12 protein-coding genes are annotated in these 15,377 nt (G+C 67.7%); 8 read left to right on the forward strand and 4 right to left on the reverse strand.

The window, feature by feature from the left end:
- Nucleotides 1-72: 72 nt before the first annotated feature.
- The gene (locus tag U5760_RS06580) at nucleotides 73-228 is read right to left on the reverse strand and encodes a DUF3309 family protein (RefSeq protein WP_322010506.1); all 156 of its coding nucleotides are present in this window, start codon (nucleotides 226-228) and stop codon (nucleotides 73-75) included.
- A gap of 238 nt (nucleotides 229-466) precedes the next feature.
- Between U5760_RS06580 and U5760_RS06585 the strand changes: the two genes are divergently transcribed.
- The 7 genes from U5760_RS06585 (at nucleotide 467) to U5760_RS06615 (ending at nucleotide 9,500) form a co-directional block, all read left to right on the forward strand.
- On the forward strand, nucleotides 467-1,534 hold the full coding sequence (locus tag U5760_RS06585) for a LacI family DNA-binding transcriptional regulator (RefSeq protein WP_322010507.1): 1,068 nt from the start codon (nucleotides 467-469) through the stop codon (nucleotides 1,532-1,534).
- 10 nt (nucleotides 1,535-1,544) lie between these two features.
- Nucleotides 1,545-2,852 carry an AGE family epimerase/isomerase gene (locus U5760_RS06590; RefSeq protein WP_322010508.1) on the forward strand — a complete coding sequence of 436 codons (1,308 nt, stop codon included), beginning with the start codon at nucleotides 1,545-1,547 and terminating at the stop codon, nucleotides 2,850-2,852.
- A gap of 12 nt (nucleotides 2,853-2,864) precedes the next feature.
- A complete protein-coding gene (locus tag U5760_RS06595) occupies nucleotides 2,865-3,830 on the forward strand; it encodes a carbohydrate kinase (protein WP_322010509.1) in 966 nt (321 codons plus the stop codon).
- 128 nt (nucleotides 3,831-3,958) lie between these two features.
- Nucleotides 3,959-4,180 carry a hypothetical protein gene (locus tag U5760_RS06600; RefSeq protein WP_322010510.1) on the forward strand — a complete coding sequence of 74 codons (222 nt, stop codon included), beginning with the start codon at nucleotides 3,959-3,961 and terminating at the stop codon, nucleotides 4,178-4,180.
- 66 nt (nucleotides 4,181-4,246) lie between these two features.
- Nucleotides 4,247-4,492, forward strand: a complete 246-nt coding sequence (locus tag U5760_RS06605) for a hypothetical protein (protein ID WP_322010511.1) — start codon at nucleotides 4,247-4,249, stop codon at nucleotides 4,490-4,492.
- Nucleotides 4,493-4,659: 167 nt separating this feature from the next.
- Nucleotides 4,660-5,634 (forward strand): ion channel, encoded by a 975-nt coding sequence (locus tag U5760_RS06610; RefSeq protein WP_415914051.1) that lies wholly within the window; start codon nucleotides 4,660-4,662, stop codon nucleotides 5,632-5,634.
- Nucleotides 5,635-5,834: 200 nt separating this feature from the next.
- Complete coding sequence (locus tag U5760_RS06615) at nucleotides 5,835-9,500, forward strand: indolepyruvate ferredoxin oxidoreductase family protein (RefSeq protein ID WP_322010512.1); 3,666 nt, start codon at nucleotides 5,835-5,837, stop codon at nucleotides 9,498-9,500.
- Between the two features lie 82 nt (nucleotides 9,501-9,582).
- Here U5760_RS06615 and U5760_RS06620 read toward each other — a convergent pair whose 3' ends face one another.
- Complete coding sequence (locus U5760_RS06620; RefSeq protein WP_322010513.1) at nucleotides 9,583-10,296, reverse strand: copper homeostasis protein CutC; 714 nt, start codon at nucleotides 10,294-10,296, stop codon at nucleotides 9,583-9,585.
- A gap of 49 nt (nucleotides 10,297-10,345) precedes the next feature.
- A complete protein-coding gene (locus U5760_RS06625) occupies nucleotides 10,346-11,611 on the reverse strand; it encodes an EAL domain-containing protein (RefSeq protein ID WP_322010514.1) in 1,266 nt (421 codons plus the stop codon).
- A gap of 441 nt (nucleotides 11,612-12,052) precedes the next feature.
- Here U5760_RS06625 and U5760_RS06630 point away from each other — a divergent pair, with 441 nt between their 5' ends.
- Nucleotides 12,053-13,720, forward strand: coding sequence for a Na+/H+ antiporter (locus U5760_RS06630; protein WP_322010516.1), 1,668 nt, complete (start codon nucleotides 12,053-12,055; stop codon nucleotides 13,718-13,720).
- Nucleotides 13,721-13,752: 32 nt separating this feature from the next.
- On the opposite strand, the gene U5760_RS06635 is transcribed toward U5760_RS06630, so the two are convergent.
- On the reverse strand, nucleotides 13,753-15,057 hold the full coding sequence (locus tag U5760_RS06635) for a solute carrier family 23 protein (RefSeq protein WP_322010518.1): 1,305 nt from the start codon (nucleotides 15,055-15,057) through the stop codon (nucleotides 13,753-13,755).
- Nucleotides 15,058-15,377 lie beyond the last annotated feature (320 nt).

The following is a 15,377-nucleotide window of genomic DNA, read 5'->3' on the forward strand; positions in this document are numbered from 1 at the left end:
CCGCCTCCGCACGCATCACCGGCCGCAAGGCAAAGATGAGGCGGCACGCTCGCAGGAGCGCGCCGCCTGTCGTCATATCGTCCCCATCAGCAGGAGCACGACCAGCACGACGACGATCACGCCGAGCGTGCCCGACGGCGCATAACCCCACGACCGGCTGTATGGCCATGCAGGGAAGGCGCCGATCAGCAGCAGGATCACGATAACGAGCAGGATGGTGCTGAGCATGGTGCGTCTCCCGAGGTTCGAATGATGATGGATCCCGTAGCGCAACCGCCGTGCCCGGCCGGTCTTGTTTAGCCTTATTTACTAAACACGTAAATTTACGTTTATAGGCTTATATACGGGTATTTACGGTGATTCCGCTCGCCCCTTCTACGTTGCCTGTACCAATTTTTACTATACAATCGCCCCTCATCTGACCTTACCCGCACGGCGCCCTCGCGCGCGCCGCCCGCCAGGAGCCATGGGGACAACCATCCGCGATGTCGCGCAGGCAGCCAACGTGTCAATCGGCACGGTCTCGCGCGCCCTGAAGAACCAGCCGGGCCTCTCGGAGGCCACGCGCGCACGCGTCGTCGAAGTCGCGAACGCGCTCGGCTACGACTGGGGCCAGCTGCGTCCGCGTATTCGCCGCCTCACGTTCCTGCTGCATCGCCAGCACAACAACTTCGCCGCCAGCCCGTTTTTCTCGCATGTCCTGCACGGCGTGGAAGACGCGTGCCGCGAGCACGGCATCGTGCCCGCGCTGCTCACGGCCGGCCCCACCGACGACACCGTCCAGCAACTGCGCCTGCACGCGCCCGACGCCATTGCCGTGGCCGGGTTCGTCGAACCCGAAATGCTGGCCGCGCTCGTCGCGCAGGAACGGCCGCTCGTGCTGATCGACCTGTGGGCGGCGGGTCTGCGTTCGGTGAACATCGACAATCTGCCGGGCGCCGCGCTCGCGATGAATCACCTCTTCGAGCTGGGGCGGCGGCGCATCGCGTTCATCGGCGGATCGCTCGCGCACTACAGCATCGCGCAGCGCGCGCTCGGCTACCGGCGCGCGTTCTTCGAAGCGGGCCTGCTCTTCGATCCCTCGCTCGAGGTGACGATCGACGCCGGGCTCGATCCCGACACCGGCGCCGCGCGCGCGATGGAGCGCCTGCTCGACACCACGCGCGGCGCGCCGCCCGACGCCGTGTTCGCCTACAACGACGCCGCCGCGCTCGCGGCCCTGCGCGTGTGCCAGCAACGCGGGCTGCGGGTGCCCGAGGACATCGCGATCATCGGTTTCGACGACATCGCGGGCGCGGCCCACGCGGCGCCCGCGCTCTCGACGATTGCGGTGGACAAGGAAGCGCTCGGCCGGCGCGGCGTCGAGTTGCTGCTCGACGAAACCCCGGCCGCAAGCGAGATCAGCCTGCCCGTGCGCCTGATCGTGCGCGGCAGCACGGTGGCGCACCCGGCCCCCCATGCCGCGGACACCCCCGCCTCCCCATCTTCGCGCAGGGCGCTGCCGCACGCCGGCGTCGCCACGCTCAAGCCCTGATGAGAAAGCCATGACGAAGCTCACCGATACCGTTTCCCCCCACGCCGGCACCGACGCCGACGCGCAAGCGGCCGCTGTGCCGCCGGTCGCGAACTTCCGCGACCGCGCGTTCCTGCTCTCGCACGTAGAAGACACGCTGCGCTTTTACGCGCCCAATGTGTACGACCCGACGGGCGGCTTCTTCCACTACTTCCGCGACGACGGCTCGGTGTACAACGCGCATTCGCGCCACCTCGTGAGCAGTTGCCGCTTCGTCTTCAACTATGCGATGGCGTACCGCGAGTCCGGCGACCCGCAACACCTCGAATACGCGCGCCACGGTCTGAAGTTCCTGCGCGACGCGCACTGGGACCCGCATCACGAAGGCTACGACTGGGAGATCGACTGGCGCGACGGCAAGAAGCGCACGCTCGACGCCACGCGCCACTGCTACGGCCTCGCGTTCGTGCTGCTCGCGTATGCGCATGCGGCCATGGCCGGCATCGAAGAAGCGCGCCCGATGATCGCGGCGACGTTCGAGCTCATGGAGCACCGCTTCTGGGACGCCGCCGCCGGCCTCTATGCCGACGAAGCGAGCGCCGACTGGGTGGTCTCGACCTACCGCGGCCAGAACGCGAATATGCACGGCACCGAAGCGCTGCTCGCCGCCTACGAGGCGACCGGCCACCTCGTCTATCTCGACCGCGCGGAACGCATCGCCTCGAACCTCACGCTGCGCCAGGCGAAGCTCTCGCAGGGGCTCGTGTGGGAGCACTATCACGCCGACTGGTCGGTGGACTGGCACTACAACGAAGAAGACAGCTCGAACATCTTCCGTCCGTGGGGTTTCCAGCCGGGGCACCAGACCGAATGGGCGAAGCTCCTGCTGATCCTCGAGCGGCATCGTCCGCTGCCGTGGCTCCTGCCGCGCGCGATCGAGCTCTTCGACGCGGCCATGTCGCACGCCTGGGACAACGATCACGGCGGCCTCTACTACGGCTTCGGCCCGGACGGCACGGTATGCGATCACGACAAGTACTTCTGGGTGCAGGCCGAGACCTTCGCCACGGCGGCGCTGCTCGGCAAGCGCACGGGCAACGAACGCTTCTGGGACTGGTACGACGAACTGTGGCGCTATAGCTGGACGTATTTCGTCGATCACCGCTATGGCGCGTGGTATCGCATCCTCACCTGCGACAACCGCAAGTACAGCGACGAGAAGAGCCCCGCCGGCAAGACCGACTACCACACGATGGGTGCGTGCTACGAGACGCTCAATGCGCTGCCGGGTCGCGGCATGGCGCCGGCCGTCGGCCGCAGCGCGGCGTTCGCACAGTAAGGAGGAGACGCAATGAGTACCTGCAGCACGGGCCCCGACTTCTCGTCGGGCTTCCCGGCCTTCGTTTCGGCCGGCGACATCCTCACCGACCTCGTGCGCACGCCCGCGCCCGAGGGCACGCCTGCGCAGGCCGATTCGCAATGGCGCGCGCACCCGGGCGGCGCCGGCTGGAACGTCGCGCGCGCGGTCGCGCGGCTCGGCCTGCCCACGGCCTGCGTGGGCTCGCTCGGCACCGACAACTTCTCCGACGAACTCTGGAACGCGAGTGTCGCGGCCGGCCTCGACATGCGCTTCATGCAGCGCGTGGAGCGCCCGCCGCTCCTCGCCATCGTCCACGAGACGCATCCGCCCGCGTACTACTTCATCGGCGAGCAAAGCGCCGACCTCGCCTTCGATCCCGCGAAGCTGCCCGAAGGCTGGCGCGCCCATGCGAAGTGGGCGCACTTCGGCTGCATCAGCCTCGTGCGCCAGCCGCTCGGCGAAACGCTCGCCACCCTCGCGGCCGAACTGCGCGCAGCCGGCGTGAAGATCAGCTTCGACCCGAACTACCGCAACCTGATGGCGCACGGCTACGAGCCGATCCTGCGCCGCATGGCGGCGCTCGCCGATCTCATCAAGGTCTCCGACGAAGACCTGCGCATGCTGTTCCCGGGCCAGGGCGAAGCCGATGCGATCGCGGCGGTGCGCGCGCTGAACCCCGCCGCGACGGTGCTCGTGACGCGCGGCGCGCAACCCGCCTCGCTCTACACCGCCGGGGGCGAAGTGCTCGAGGCGGCGCCGCCGCGCGTCGAAGTCGCGGACACGGTGGGCGCGGGCGACGCCTCGATCGGCGGCCTGCTCTTCAGCCTCATGAGCACGCCGCAGCGCACGTGGCGCCAGCACCTGGCGTTCGCGCTCGCCGCGGGAGCGGCGGCCTGCCGGCGCCCCGGCGCGCATTCGCCGACGCTCGACGAAGTGGTCGCGCTGCTCGCGGACTAGACGCCTCGCTGTCATCTGCGTGCCCCGCAGCCGCGCGGGCAACGTGCTAGCATGGAATTTCCTCCCCGGTGCCGCGAGCCGCGCGGGCCACGCGCCGGGAAGGCCTTTCCTTTCCCGAGGAGCGCGCTATGGATGACGTCACCTATACCAAGGGGATCTACACGGCGGTCGCGACGGTGCGGCCCGTGGACGACGGGCAGTATCAGGGCCTGGTCTCACTGGCGCGCGACGACGGCGAAGAGCTCGAAAACGCGGTCTACGAAGTGGACGGCGCATCGGGTACGCCGGAAGAAGCTCTGGAAGAAGCCAAGGCACTGGCGCACCGCATTCTTGGCGAGCTCGAACTGTAGCGCGGCCTGACCCAAACCTGCGCCCGGCATTCGAGGCATTCTCCGGTAATCCGGCTGGAGGCGATCATGGCCGATCAGCTCTTTCTCTACGGCGTCTACGCGATCCGTGTGCATCCGCTCGCACTGCAGGGTGCGCGCTGGGACGCCGAATATCAGATCACGCACCGCGACAAACCCGTGCAGCCGTGGATCACCATCGGCGGCAATGCGGGCTTCGAAGCACCGGACGTTGCCGTCGATGTCGCCCGCCGCCAGGCGATCGCCGACATCGAACACGGCGCGGGCATTCCGGGACCGCACGCGTTTCCCTGAGTTTTTTCCTGCGCGCTCCTCGCGTCTTTTCCTTGCGTTTTCCCCCCGTTTTCGCTACGGCTCGCAACGAGGCGTCGCGCGCGGCGGTACACCGCGCCGCCCCCAGCTTGTCCACTCTCTTCGGCATTGCTACGCTTGTGCCCATTTCCGCCCGAAGAGACCCCACCATGACGCCCGAGCCCTCGCAACCGAGCGCACAAGCGCAAGCCGCGCAAGGCCGCACGGGCCCGGCCGAACCCATCCGGCGCTCGGGCGGCACGCCGCGCAAGCTGATGATCGGCGCGCGGCAAATCATGGTGCACGGCATGCCGTCCACGGGCTGGCGCGATCTCTATCACAGCGCCCTCACCATGCGCTGGCCCACGTTCTTCGCCTCGCTCGCCGCGCTCTTTCTCTTCCTCAACGCGGTTTTCGCCTGCCTGTACCAGTTCGGCCACGCCCCCATCGCCAATCAGTACCCGCCAGGCTTTGGCGGCGCGTTCTTCTTCAGCGTCGAAACGCTCGCCACGGTCGGCTATGGCGACATGCATCCGCAGACCCTCTATGCCCATCTCGTCGCGACCCTCGAGATCTTCGTCGGCATGTCGGGAATCGCTCTTGCCACGGGGCTCGTGTTCGCGCGCTTCTCGCGGCCGCGCGCGAAGATCATGTTCACGCGCGAGGTGGTCGTGCACCCCATCAACGGCCACCCCACGCTGATGGTGCGCGCGGCCAACGCGCGCCAGAACGTGATTGCCGAAGCGGGCGCGAAGCTGCGGCTCATGCGCACCGAAACCACCGCGGACGGCTACACGGCGCGGCGCATCTACGACCTCAAGCTCGTGCGCGACCAGCATCCGATCTTCACGCTCGGCTGGAACCTCATGCACGTGATCGACGAATCGAGCCCGCTCTACGGCGAAACGCCCGAATCGCTCGGGCGCCAGCACGCCTCGCTGCTCGCGATGATCGAAGGCTCCGACGAATCGACGGCGCAGACCATGCAGGCGCGCCACACCTGGTCGGATAGCGAGATTCGCTGGCAATACCGCTACGTCGATCTGCTCTACGAGGTCGATGGCGTGACGCATATCGACTACGCCAACTTCCACGAGATCGAGCCGTACGACGGACCGCCCGCTCACGGTACGCAGTTCGTTTGAGCAGGCCGGCCCGCGTCCGCCTGGCGGGCAGCGGAAAATTCATCTCAAAAATGGGAATTGCTGGGCAGCATCTCGCGCAAGCAGCGCGGCGGCAGAGGTAGTTAGCAAAATATTTCCCTCATTGGCGCGAAAAAATAGAGTCTCTTTCGCGGCGTACCGGGCACCGGACGCTGCGATGCCATAAAAAGGAGACTTCCCCCATGACCGCCCGCCCCGCGTTCGGCAACTCGCCCGCTTTTGGCCCGGCCTCGCCGCCGCTCGCCGACTACCGCCTGAGCGACAACCTCACCGCCACGCGCGGACGCATTTTCCTCACCGGCACCCAGGCGCTCATCCGCCTCGCGCTGATGCAGCACGCGAGCGACGCCGCGCGCGGCCTGAACACCGCGGGCTTCATCAGCGGCTATCGCGGCTCGCCGCTCGGCATGGTCGATCAGCAGGCGTGGAAAGCGAAGAAACTGCTCGACGCGGCCGGCGTGCGCTTTCTGCCCGCCATCAACGAGGAACTGGGCGGCACGGCGGTGCTCGGCACGCAGCGCGTGGAAGCCGACCCGGAGCGCACCGTCGAGGGCGTCTTCGCGATGTGGTACGGCAAGGGCCCGGGCGTGGACCGCGCGGGCGACGCGCTCAAGCACGGCAACGCCTATGGTTCGTCGCCGCACGGCGGCGTGCTCGTGGTGGCCGGCGACGACCACGGCTGCGTTTCGTCGTCGATGCCGCATCAGAGCGACTTCGCGATGATGTCGTGGCACATGCCGGTCGTGAACCCGTCGAACGTCGCCGACATGCTCGAGTTCGGGCTGTACGGCTGGGCGCTCTCGCGCTACTCGGGCGCGTGGGTGGGCTTCAAGGCGATTTCGGAAACGGTGGAGTCGGGCTCGACCGTCGATCTCGATGCGATCAAAACCGACTGGCAAGCGCCCGATATGGCAACTGCGGGCTTCGCGCCTGTGCCCGGCGGCCTGCACAATCGCTGGCCCGATCTGCCGAGCCTCGCGATCGAGGCGCGCCTCGCCGCCAAGCTCGACGCCGTGCGCCACTTCGCGCGCGCGAACAGCATCGACAAGTGGATCGCGCCGAGTCCGCACGCGAACGTGGGCATCGTCACCTGCGGCAAGGCCCATCTGGATCTGATGGAAGCGCTGCGCCGCCTCGATCTCTCGGTGGACGATCTCGAAGCGGCCGGCGTGCGCATCTACAAGGTGGGCCTCTCCTTCCCGCTGGAGATGTCGCGCATCGACGCATTCGTCTCGGGCCTGACCGACGTGCTCGTGATCGAAGAGAAAGGCCCCGTGATCGAGCAGCAGATCAAGGACCATCTCTACAACCGGACCGTGGGAGCACGCCCCGCCATCACCGGCAAGCACGCCGAAGACGGCACCGTGCTGCTCTCCGAACTCGGCGAGCTGCGCCCCTCGCGCATCCTGCCCGTGTTCGCCGCCTGGCTCGCGAAGCACAAGCCGGCGCTCGACCGCCGCGAGCGCGTGGTCGATCTCGTCGCGCCGCAGATCCTCTCGAACGTGGCCGACGCCGTGCGCCGCACGCCCTACTTCTGCTCGGGCTGCCCGCACAACACCTCGACGAAGGTGCCCGAAGGCTCCATCGCGCAGGCCGGGATCGGCTGCCACTTCATGGCTTCGTGGATGGAGCGCGATACCACCGGCCTCATCCAGATGGGCGGCGAAGGCGTGGACTGGGCCGCGCATTCGATGTTCACGAACATGAAGCACGTGTTCCAGAATCTCGGCGACGGCACTTATTTTCATTCAGGCATCCTTGCGATCCGCCAGGCCGTGGCCGCGAAGGCCAACATCACCTACAAGATTCTCTACAACGACGCCGTGGCAATGACGGGCGGCCAGCCCGTGGACGGCAGCATCTCGGTGCCGCAGATCGCGCGCCAGGTGGAGGCCGAAGGCGTCTCGCGCTTCGTCGTGGTGAGCGACGAGCCCGAAAAATACGACGGCCATCACGGCCTGTTCCCGGCCGGCACGACGTTCCACCATCGCAGCGAACTGGACACGGTGCAGCGCGAGTTGCGCGACACCCCGGGCGTGACCGTGCTGATCTACGACCAGACCTGTGCCGCCGAAAAGCGCCGCCGCCGCAAGAAGGGCGAATTCCCCGACCCGAACAAGCGCCTCTTCATCAACGAAGCCGTCTGCGAAGGCTGCGGCGATTGCGGCGTGCAGTCGAACTGCCTTTCGGTGGAGCCGGTGGAGACCGAACTGGGCCGCAAGCGCCGCATCGACCAGTCCTCGTGCAACAAGGACTATTCGTGCGTGAACGGCTTTTGCCCGAGCTTCGTGACGATCGAAGGCGGCAAGCTGAAGAAGGCTGCGGGCGCCGCGTTCGATCCGCAGGCGCTCGCCGCGCGCATCGACGCGCTGCCGGTGCCGCAGACGCATCTGGACAGCGCGCCCTACGACATCCTTGTGACGGGCGTGGGCGGCACGGGCGTGGTGACGGTGGGCGCGCTCATCAGCATGGCCGCGCATCTGGAAGGCAAGAGCGCTTCGGTGCTCGACTTCATGGGCTTCGCGCAAAAGGGCGGCTCGGTGCTGTCGTTCGTGCGCTTCGCCGCGACGGATGCCCTGCTCAACCAGGTGCGCATCGACACGCAGCAGGCCGACCTGCTGCTCGCCTGCGACATGGTGGTGGGCGCGAGCGCCGACGCATTGCAAACGGTGCGCCACGACCGCACGCGCATCGTGGTGAACACGCACGAGATTCCGAACGCTTCGTTCGTGCAGAACCCCGAAGCGAACCTGCATGCGGACGCGCTACTCGCGAAGATGCGCCACGCGGCGACCCACGGTGCGGCGAACGCGCAGGATCCGCTTTCGGCATGCGACGCCCAGGCTCTCGCGCAGCGCTTCCTCGGCGACACCATCGGCGCGAACATCGTGATGCTCGGCTACGCGTGGCAGCTCGGCCTCGTGCCGGTTTCGCTCGCCGCGCTCACGCGTGCGATCGAGCTCAACAACGTGGCCGTGCAGGCGAACCTGCTGGCGTTCTCGATTGGCCGCCTCGCCGCCGCCGACCCCGCCGCGCTCGAATCGCTCGATGCCGCGCGCAAGCAGATTGCCGCGCCGAAGCTCACGCAAACGCTCGACGAACTGATCGCCGACCGCGAAGCGCGCCTCGTCGCCTACGGCGGCGCGGGCTACGCAAAGCGTTATCGCGCGCTCGTCGATGCGGCGCGCGCCGTTGATAAACCCTTTGATAAACCCACTGACACGCTCGCGGACCACGCACTGACGCGCGCCGTCGCGACGACGTTCTATCGCCTGCTCGCGGTGAAGGACGAATACGAAGTCGCGCGCCTGCACACCGACCCGGCGTTCCGCACCGCGCTCGAAGCGCAGTTCGAAGGCACGGCGGGCCGCGACTTCACGGTGAAGTTCAACATGGCGCCGCCGGTCCTCGCGCGTGCGAAGCACGGTGCGCAGTTTGCGGAAGCGCCGCGCAAGATGCAGTTCGGCCAGTGGCTCTGGAGCGCGCTCGCACTGCTCTCGAAGGGCCGCGGCGTGCGCGGCACGTGGATCGATCCGTTCGGCAAGACGCTCGAGCGCCGCATGGAACGCGCGCTGGCCGACGACTATGAAGCGACGCTGCGCGGCGTGTTCGCCAGCCTGAACGCCGAAAACGCCGACGACATCGTGAAGCTCGCGAGCCTGCACCAGCGCGTGCGCGGCTACGGTCACGTGAAGCTCGCGAACCTCGCTGCCGTGAAGCGCAGCGAACGCGAACTCGCGGCGCGGCTGCACATCGAGCCCGCGACGAGCGCGGTCGTCAAGGCAGCGCTCGCAGAGGTAAAGGGTGCGGGCACGCTGCGCGGCATCCCGGTCGTCGTCGCGAAGTAAGACGGAAGCCAGGCAAAGCGAGGAAGCGCGCGCCGTTCTTCTGGACGGCGCGCGCTTTTTTGTCGGTGCGTCGTTGCGTCGATCAGGCGTCGAGCAAAGCCCGCACGCGCCGCACCTTGTTTTCGTCGACCGGAGCAAGCCCCTTGTTGTCGATGCGCACGCCGGAGCCGAAGTGAACCGCGCGCACCCGCGTGGCACTCGCGAACGCGGCCACGCGCTCGATCGTCAGCCCGGCGCCGGCGAGAACCGTGCAATGCGTGTTCGCCGCGCGCCGCACGAGCGATTCGATCTGCGCCGTGGCATCGAGCACCGAAGGCTTGCCTCCCGAGGTGAGCACGTTCGTCACGGCATCGAAGCCGAGCAGCACGTCGAAGGCTTCGTGCAGATCGCGCGCTTCGTCGAACGCGCGATGAAACGTGAGCGGCATCCCGTCCGCGGCATCGATCACGCGCTGCAAGCCCTCGCGATCGACCTCGTGCGCCGCAGTCAGCATGCCGGTCACGACCGCATGCGCGCCCGCCGATTTCGCCGCGCGCACGTCGCGCAGCATCACCGCATAGTCGCAGGCATCGTAGACGAACGAGCGGCTGTGCGGCCGCACGATCACATTGACGGGAATCGGCACCGCCTCGACCACGGCTTCGATCAAACCGATGCTCGGCGTGAGGCCGCCTTCGCCCATCGCGGTCACCAGTTCGAGACGATCCGCGCCGCCGCGCGCAGCCGCTTTCGCATCGGCGACAGTCGTCGCGATGACTTCGAGCCCTATCCGTTCGTGTTGCCGCTTCTGTTCCATGCGAAAGCACCGTGTCGTGAAGACCACGGACATGATCGCAGAAGCGCGCCTATTCGACCCAGTCGATATCGCCGCACAGCACGCACAGCCGGTCGCCGACCTGCACGGCCATCGAAAGCGTCACGCACGGCAGCGCCTCGTTGATCGACAGATACGGCGTGGTCACGTGCACGCGCCCCGGCGTGACGAGCGCCGCGCGAAAGTACGGACGGCGCAGCCAGTTCGCGCCTTGCGCGTCGTCGAGCGGCAGGAAGCGCGCATCGCCCTGGGCGCGATCCACGCGCAGCACCACGTTGCGCCCCGCCTGCCGTCCGCTCGCGTCGAGCAGGAAGCAGCGCGCCGCGTGCGCGAGGCCGAGGAAGTTCCAGCACACTTCTTCCAGCGGCTCGCCCGCGGAAAGCCGCTCGGCCGCGCGTTCGAAGGCGCGCAGATACGGCGCGAGACGGCTTGCCGCGCCGCGCTCGCGCTCCTCGGTCTGGGTGCGAAAGCGCTCCGTCGCCTCGGCGATCACGCATTGCGCCTGGCACGCATCGGTAAGGCCAGGCGCCGGCCGCGCGAAAAAGAAACCCTGCGCGAAGTCCGCGTTGCACGAGAGCGCGAGCTGCGCCTCCTGCTCGGTCTCCACGCCCTCGATCAGCACGAGCTTGCCCGCCTCGTGCAGCAGCGTGACGAGCGCGGGCAGCGTGGCGGCCATGTCCGCGCGATGCGCCGCGTGCAGCAGCATGATGCGGTCGAGCTTCACGATGTCGGGATTGAGCTGCCACACGCGGCCGATATCCACGTGGCCCGCGCCGAAGTCGTCGAGCGCCACCAGAAAGCCGCGCTCGCGAAACGACGCCACGGCGCGCGCGAGGGCTTCGAGGTCGGTGGCCTCTTCTTCGAGCACTTCGAGCACGATGCGCCGCGGCGGCAACTCGAGCCGCCGCAGGTTCGCGAGCAGCGCGGCCGTGTGATACGGCTCGATCAGCGTGCCGGCGTGCACGTTGAGAAAGAGCCACTCGCGCTCGGCGCCCAGCAGCTTGAAGTTCTCGATGTGCAGCCCCTGCGCCAGGCGATCCACGTGCAGCGCCTCGCCCACGCGCGCCGCGTCGCCGAACACGTCGAGCGGCGAAACCGGCCGGTCGAAGGCGTCGTGGGCGCGCAAAAGCCCCTCGTAGCCGACCGCCCGCATATGCGAAAGGCTGAATACGGGCTGGAATACGCTCGTCAGCGTGAGGTCGCCATGTTGGGCGCTATAGCGCTGCAGGCCCGAAGTGACGCTCAAATTGAAACCGTGCGGCACCGCCGCCGGTCTGTCCTGTTGCTCTGTGGTCATGCCTTCCTCTCGCGCGAGAACGGCGCTGGCAGTGGCGCGACACACTCGCGCGCTGTGGCCGCCAGGCCGGTTCATTGCGTCACAGGCTGCTGGAAAGCAAAGTCCGTGCTCACTCGCACTCCGATGTGGCACGCATCGAAGTACGGGGACCGAACGAGCCGCATGCGCCGCGAGCGGGCATCTCGCGCACCAGAATCGTGCGCGGCCTACGCCCCTGGTTCGTACCGCGGCGCCCTGCGTCTGTGTGGATCGCGGCGCCTGTGTCTCCTCCAGCCACTGCTTCTTGGTTCCTCCGACCGTCGTTTCTCACGTGCCCTGCCGACTTCGGGACGCCCGCGGCATCCCTCGGGCTAAACTGTCCCGACCCTGCCGGCTTGCCGGCCGCTCGACCAACCTTCCGCCTTGAAGGGACGCCCAGGCGTCCCGCCCTTCGTACGCTCGATGGAAATCTTCTTCACCGTTCTCATTCTGCTCCTCGCCGTGGCGCTTTCGGGTGTCGTCATGCGTCTTTTGCCGGTGAAATTGCCGCTGCCGCTCGTGCAGATCGGCATCGGCGCGCTGCTCACCTTTCCGCGCGTGAATCCGCACGTCACGTTCGATCCCGATATCTTCATGGCGCTCTTCATCCCGCCCCTGCTGTTCGCGGACGGCTGGCGCATCCCCAAGCGCGAATTCTTCATGCAGCGCCGCGCGATCCTCATGCTCGCGCTCGGTCTCGTGCTCATTACCGTGGTGGCCGTGGGCTATTTCGTGCACTGGCTCGTGCCGGTGATCTCGCTGCCCGTGGCGTTCGCGCTCGCCGCCGTCCTCTCGCCCACCGACGCCGTGGCGCTCTCGGCCATCGCCGGCAAGGACCGGCTACCCGCGCAGCTCATGCACATTCTGGAAGGCGAAGCGCTGATGAACGACGCTTCGGGCCTCGTCGCGCTCAAGTTCGCCGTGGCGGCCGCGCTCACCGGCTACTTCTCGCTGCGCGCGGCCGCGCTCAGCTTCGTGGTGATCGCGGCGGGCGGACTCGCCATCGGTGCGGCGATCGGCTGGATCTGCAGCTATATGTCGGCACGCTTTCTCAACGTCACCGACGACGGCGACCCCGCGCCCGGCGTGGTGATGACCATGCTGATCCCGTTCGCCGCCTATCTCTTCGCCGAGCACCTGGAATGTTCAGGGGTGCTTGCCGCCGTGGCCGCGGGGATGATGATGAACTACACGAGCGTCGCGCACATGGGGCCGGTTTCGGCGCGCGTGCGCGCGGCGAGCACCTGGACCATGATCGAGTTCGTCTTCAACGGCATGGTGTTCACGCTGCTCGGCCTGCAGTTTCCCGGCATCCTCGGCAAGGCGCTGCTCGACGCGCATCACACCAGCAATGCGCGGATGGCGCTGCTGATCGGCTATATCGCGGCGGTGCTAGCCGCGCTCTATGCCATGCGCTTTGCGTGGGTCTGGCTGCTGCGCTGGGTGGCGAGCCGCAGTGCCGCGCGCCACGGCGTGGCGAACGCCGTGCCGGGGCTGCGCACCGTCGCGATCACCACCGTAGCGGGCGTGCGCGGCGCGGTCACGCTCGCGGGCGTGCTCTCGCTGCCGGTGACGCTCGCCGACGGCAGCGCGCTGCCCGGGCGCGACACGGCGATCTTCATCGCGACCGGCGTGATCCTCGCCTCGCTGCTGGTGGCGATCGTGGGCTTGCCCGCGCTGCTGCGCGGCGCCGGGCGCACGGGCGTCCCCGCGCATCTGGCCGAAGAGCGCGCCGCGCGCACACAGGCCGCGCAGGCGGCCATCCGCGCCGTCGATGCCCTGCACGACGAGGTGAGCGAAAAAATGGACGAATCGGAGGCCGCTTATGCAGCGGATACGACGGCGCGCGTGATGGACACCTACCGCCGGCGCCTCGCGACACTCGACAGCAACAGCGACCGCAGCCATCACGCGCGCCGTGCCGAGGCGCTGGAGATCCGCATGCGCCTCGCCGCCATGCGCGCCGAACGGGCCACGCTGCTCGCGCTGCGCAACCAGCACAAGATCAACGACGAAACGATGGCGAAGCTGGTGCGCGAAGTGGACCTTTCCGAAACGGCGATGACCACGCGCAAGCGGGGGCGGGCCTAGTTGCGGCCAGGCGCGCGCCCCGTCCGGTGGCCTTAGAGCGCGGCCTGCTGCGCAGGCTTGCGGCGCAGGAGCGCGTAGAGAATGATGGCGCCGAAGGTCGCGGTGCCGATGCCGCCGAGACCGAAGCCGCCGAGCTTGAGCGAGAAGTCGCCCGCGCCCAGCACGAGCGTGACGGCCGCAACGATCAGGTTGCGGTTATCGGAGAAGTCCACCTTGTTGACGACCCAGATGCGCGCGCCGGTCACGGCGATCAGCCCGAACACGACGATCGACACGCCGCCCAGCACCGGACCCGGAATCGTCTGGATCACGGCGCCGAACTTCGGCGAAAAGCCGAGCGCGATGGCGATGAGCGCGGCCACCGCGAAAACGAGCGTCGAGTAGATCTTCGTGACGGCCATCACGCCGATGTTTTCCGCGTAGGTCGTCACGCCCGTGCCGCCCGCGAAACCCGAAACGATGGTGGCGAGACCGTCGCCGACGAACGCACGGCCGATATAGCGGTCGAGGTTGGCGCCCGTCATCGCGGAGACGGCCTTGATGTGGCCGAGGTTCTCGGCGACGAGAATCACGGCGACCGGCACGAGCAGCGTCATCGCATGCGGGTCGAACACGGGCGCACCGAACTTCGGCAGACCGAACCAGGCCGCGTTGGCGACGACCGAGAAGTCGATCGGCTTGCCGAGCCCCATGCCGTTCGTGACGATCGCGTAGATCACGTAAGCGATCAGCAGTCCGACGAGAATCAGGAGGCGCTGCAGCATGCCGCGCGTGAACACCGCCACCGCGCCCACGCAGAGCACGGTGACGAGGGCCATCCACGAATCGAACTGCGAGCCGCTCACGCCCTTCACGGCGATCGGCGCGAGGTTCAGGCCGATCACGCAGACAATCGCGCCCGTGACGACGGGCGGCATCAGCGTTTCGATCCACTTCGTGCCGACCGCCGCGACGATCAGGCCGATCGCCGCATAGGCCACTCCGCACGCAATGATGCCGCCGAGCGCGACGGGAATGTTCGGATTCGGCCCATGCCCGCTGTAGCCGGTAATCGCGATCACGAGCCCGATGAACGCGAAGCTCGAACCGACGTAGCTCGGCACGCGCCCGCCCACCACCACGAAGAACAGCAGCGTGCCGACGCCCGACATGAAGATGCACAGGTTCGGATCGAAGCCCATGAGGAGCGGCGCGAGCACGGTCGAGCCGAACATGGCGACGACGTGCTGCACGCCCATGGCGAGCATCTGCGGCCAGGGCAGGCGCTCGTCGGGGGCGATGACGCTTTTCGTGCCGCTCGTCTGCAGGCGCCAGCGGGGGAAGTATGAGTCGGACATCGGGGAGGTTCCTCTTATCGGCGTGGTCAGCTTCGGGTCTATTTCTGGTTATCGGGTCGGCCGGGAGGGGGCGCGAAAGCGTGCGCGCGGCCGCCGGACACCCTTGCTGGAAATCAGGCGCGAGTGTACGGAGCCGCAAACCGCCTGGCAAGCTGCGGCGAACGCGCAGAGCCTCAGGATTGGCATCAAGGAATCGGATAGGTCTTATGTCGGCCGGATTGCCCCGCCGATAGACTCTTTCGTGCTGCGTGACCCCTAATGAAAGTTCATGCAGCGGTTGCAAAGCCCTCCGTTTTTCCCGCTCATGCCTTCCGGCCTGA

Origin of the sequence: Paraburkholderia sp. J12 (assembly GCF_905220215.1) — a bacterium.
GTDB lineage: Bacteria > Pseudomonadota > Gammaproteobacteria > Burkholderiales > Burkholderiaceae > Paraburkholderia.

Excerpts from the sequence above, each read along its gene's own strand:
- U5760_RS06585 (WP_322010507.1), top strand. The coding sequence starts at position 467 with ATGGGGACAACCATCCGCGATGTCGCGCAGGCAGCCAACGTGTCAATC.
- U5760_RS06615 (WP_322010512.1), top strand. The coding sequence starts at position 5,835 with ATGACCGCCCGCCCCGCGTTCGGCAACTCGCCCGCTTTTGGCCCGGCC.
- U5760_RS06610 (WP_415914051.1), top strand. The coding sequence starts at position 4,660 with ATGACGCCCGAGCCCTCGCAACCGAGCGCACAAGCGCAAGCCGCGCAA.
- U5760_RS06620 (WP_322010513.1), bottom strand. The coding sequence starts at position 10,296 with ATGGAACAGAAGCGGCAACACGAACGGATAGGGCTCGAAGTCATCGCG.
- U5760_RS06635 (WP_322010518.1), bottom strand. The coding sequence starts at position 15,057 with ATGTCCGACTCATACTTCCCCCGCTGGCGCCTGCAGACGAGCGGCACG.
- U5760_RS06605 (WP_322010511.1), top strand. The coding sequence starts at position 4,247 with ATGGCCGATCAGCTCTTTCTCTACGGCGTCTACGCGATCCGTGTGCAT.
- U5760_RS06630 (WP_322010516.1), top strand. The coding sequence starts at position 12,053 with ATGGAAATCTTCTTCACCGTTCTCATTCTGCTCCTCGCCGTGGCGCTT.
- U5760_RS06580 (WP_322010506.1), bottom strand. The coding sequence starts at position 228 with ATGCTCAGCACCATCCTGCTCGTTATCGTGATCCTGCTGCTGATCGGC.
- U5760_RS06625 (WP_322010514.1), bottom strand. The coding sequence starts at position 11,611 with ATGACCACAGAGCAACAGGACAGACCGGCGGCGGTGCCGCACGGTTTC.
- U5760_RS06595 (WP_322010509.1), top strand. The coding sequence starts at position 2,865 with ATGAGTACCTGCAGCACGGGCCCCGACTTCTCGTCGGGCTTCCCGGCC.
- U5760_RS06590 (WP_322010508.1), top strand. The coding sequence starts at position 1,545 with ATGACGAAGCTCACCGATACCGTTTCCCCCCACGCCGGCACCGACGCC.
- U5760_RS06600 (WP_322010510.1), top strand. The coding sequence starts at position 3,959 with ATGGATGACGTCACCTATACCAAGGGGATCTACACGGCGGTCGCGACG.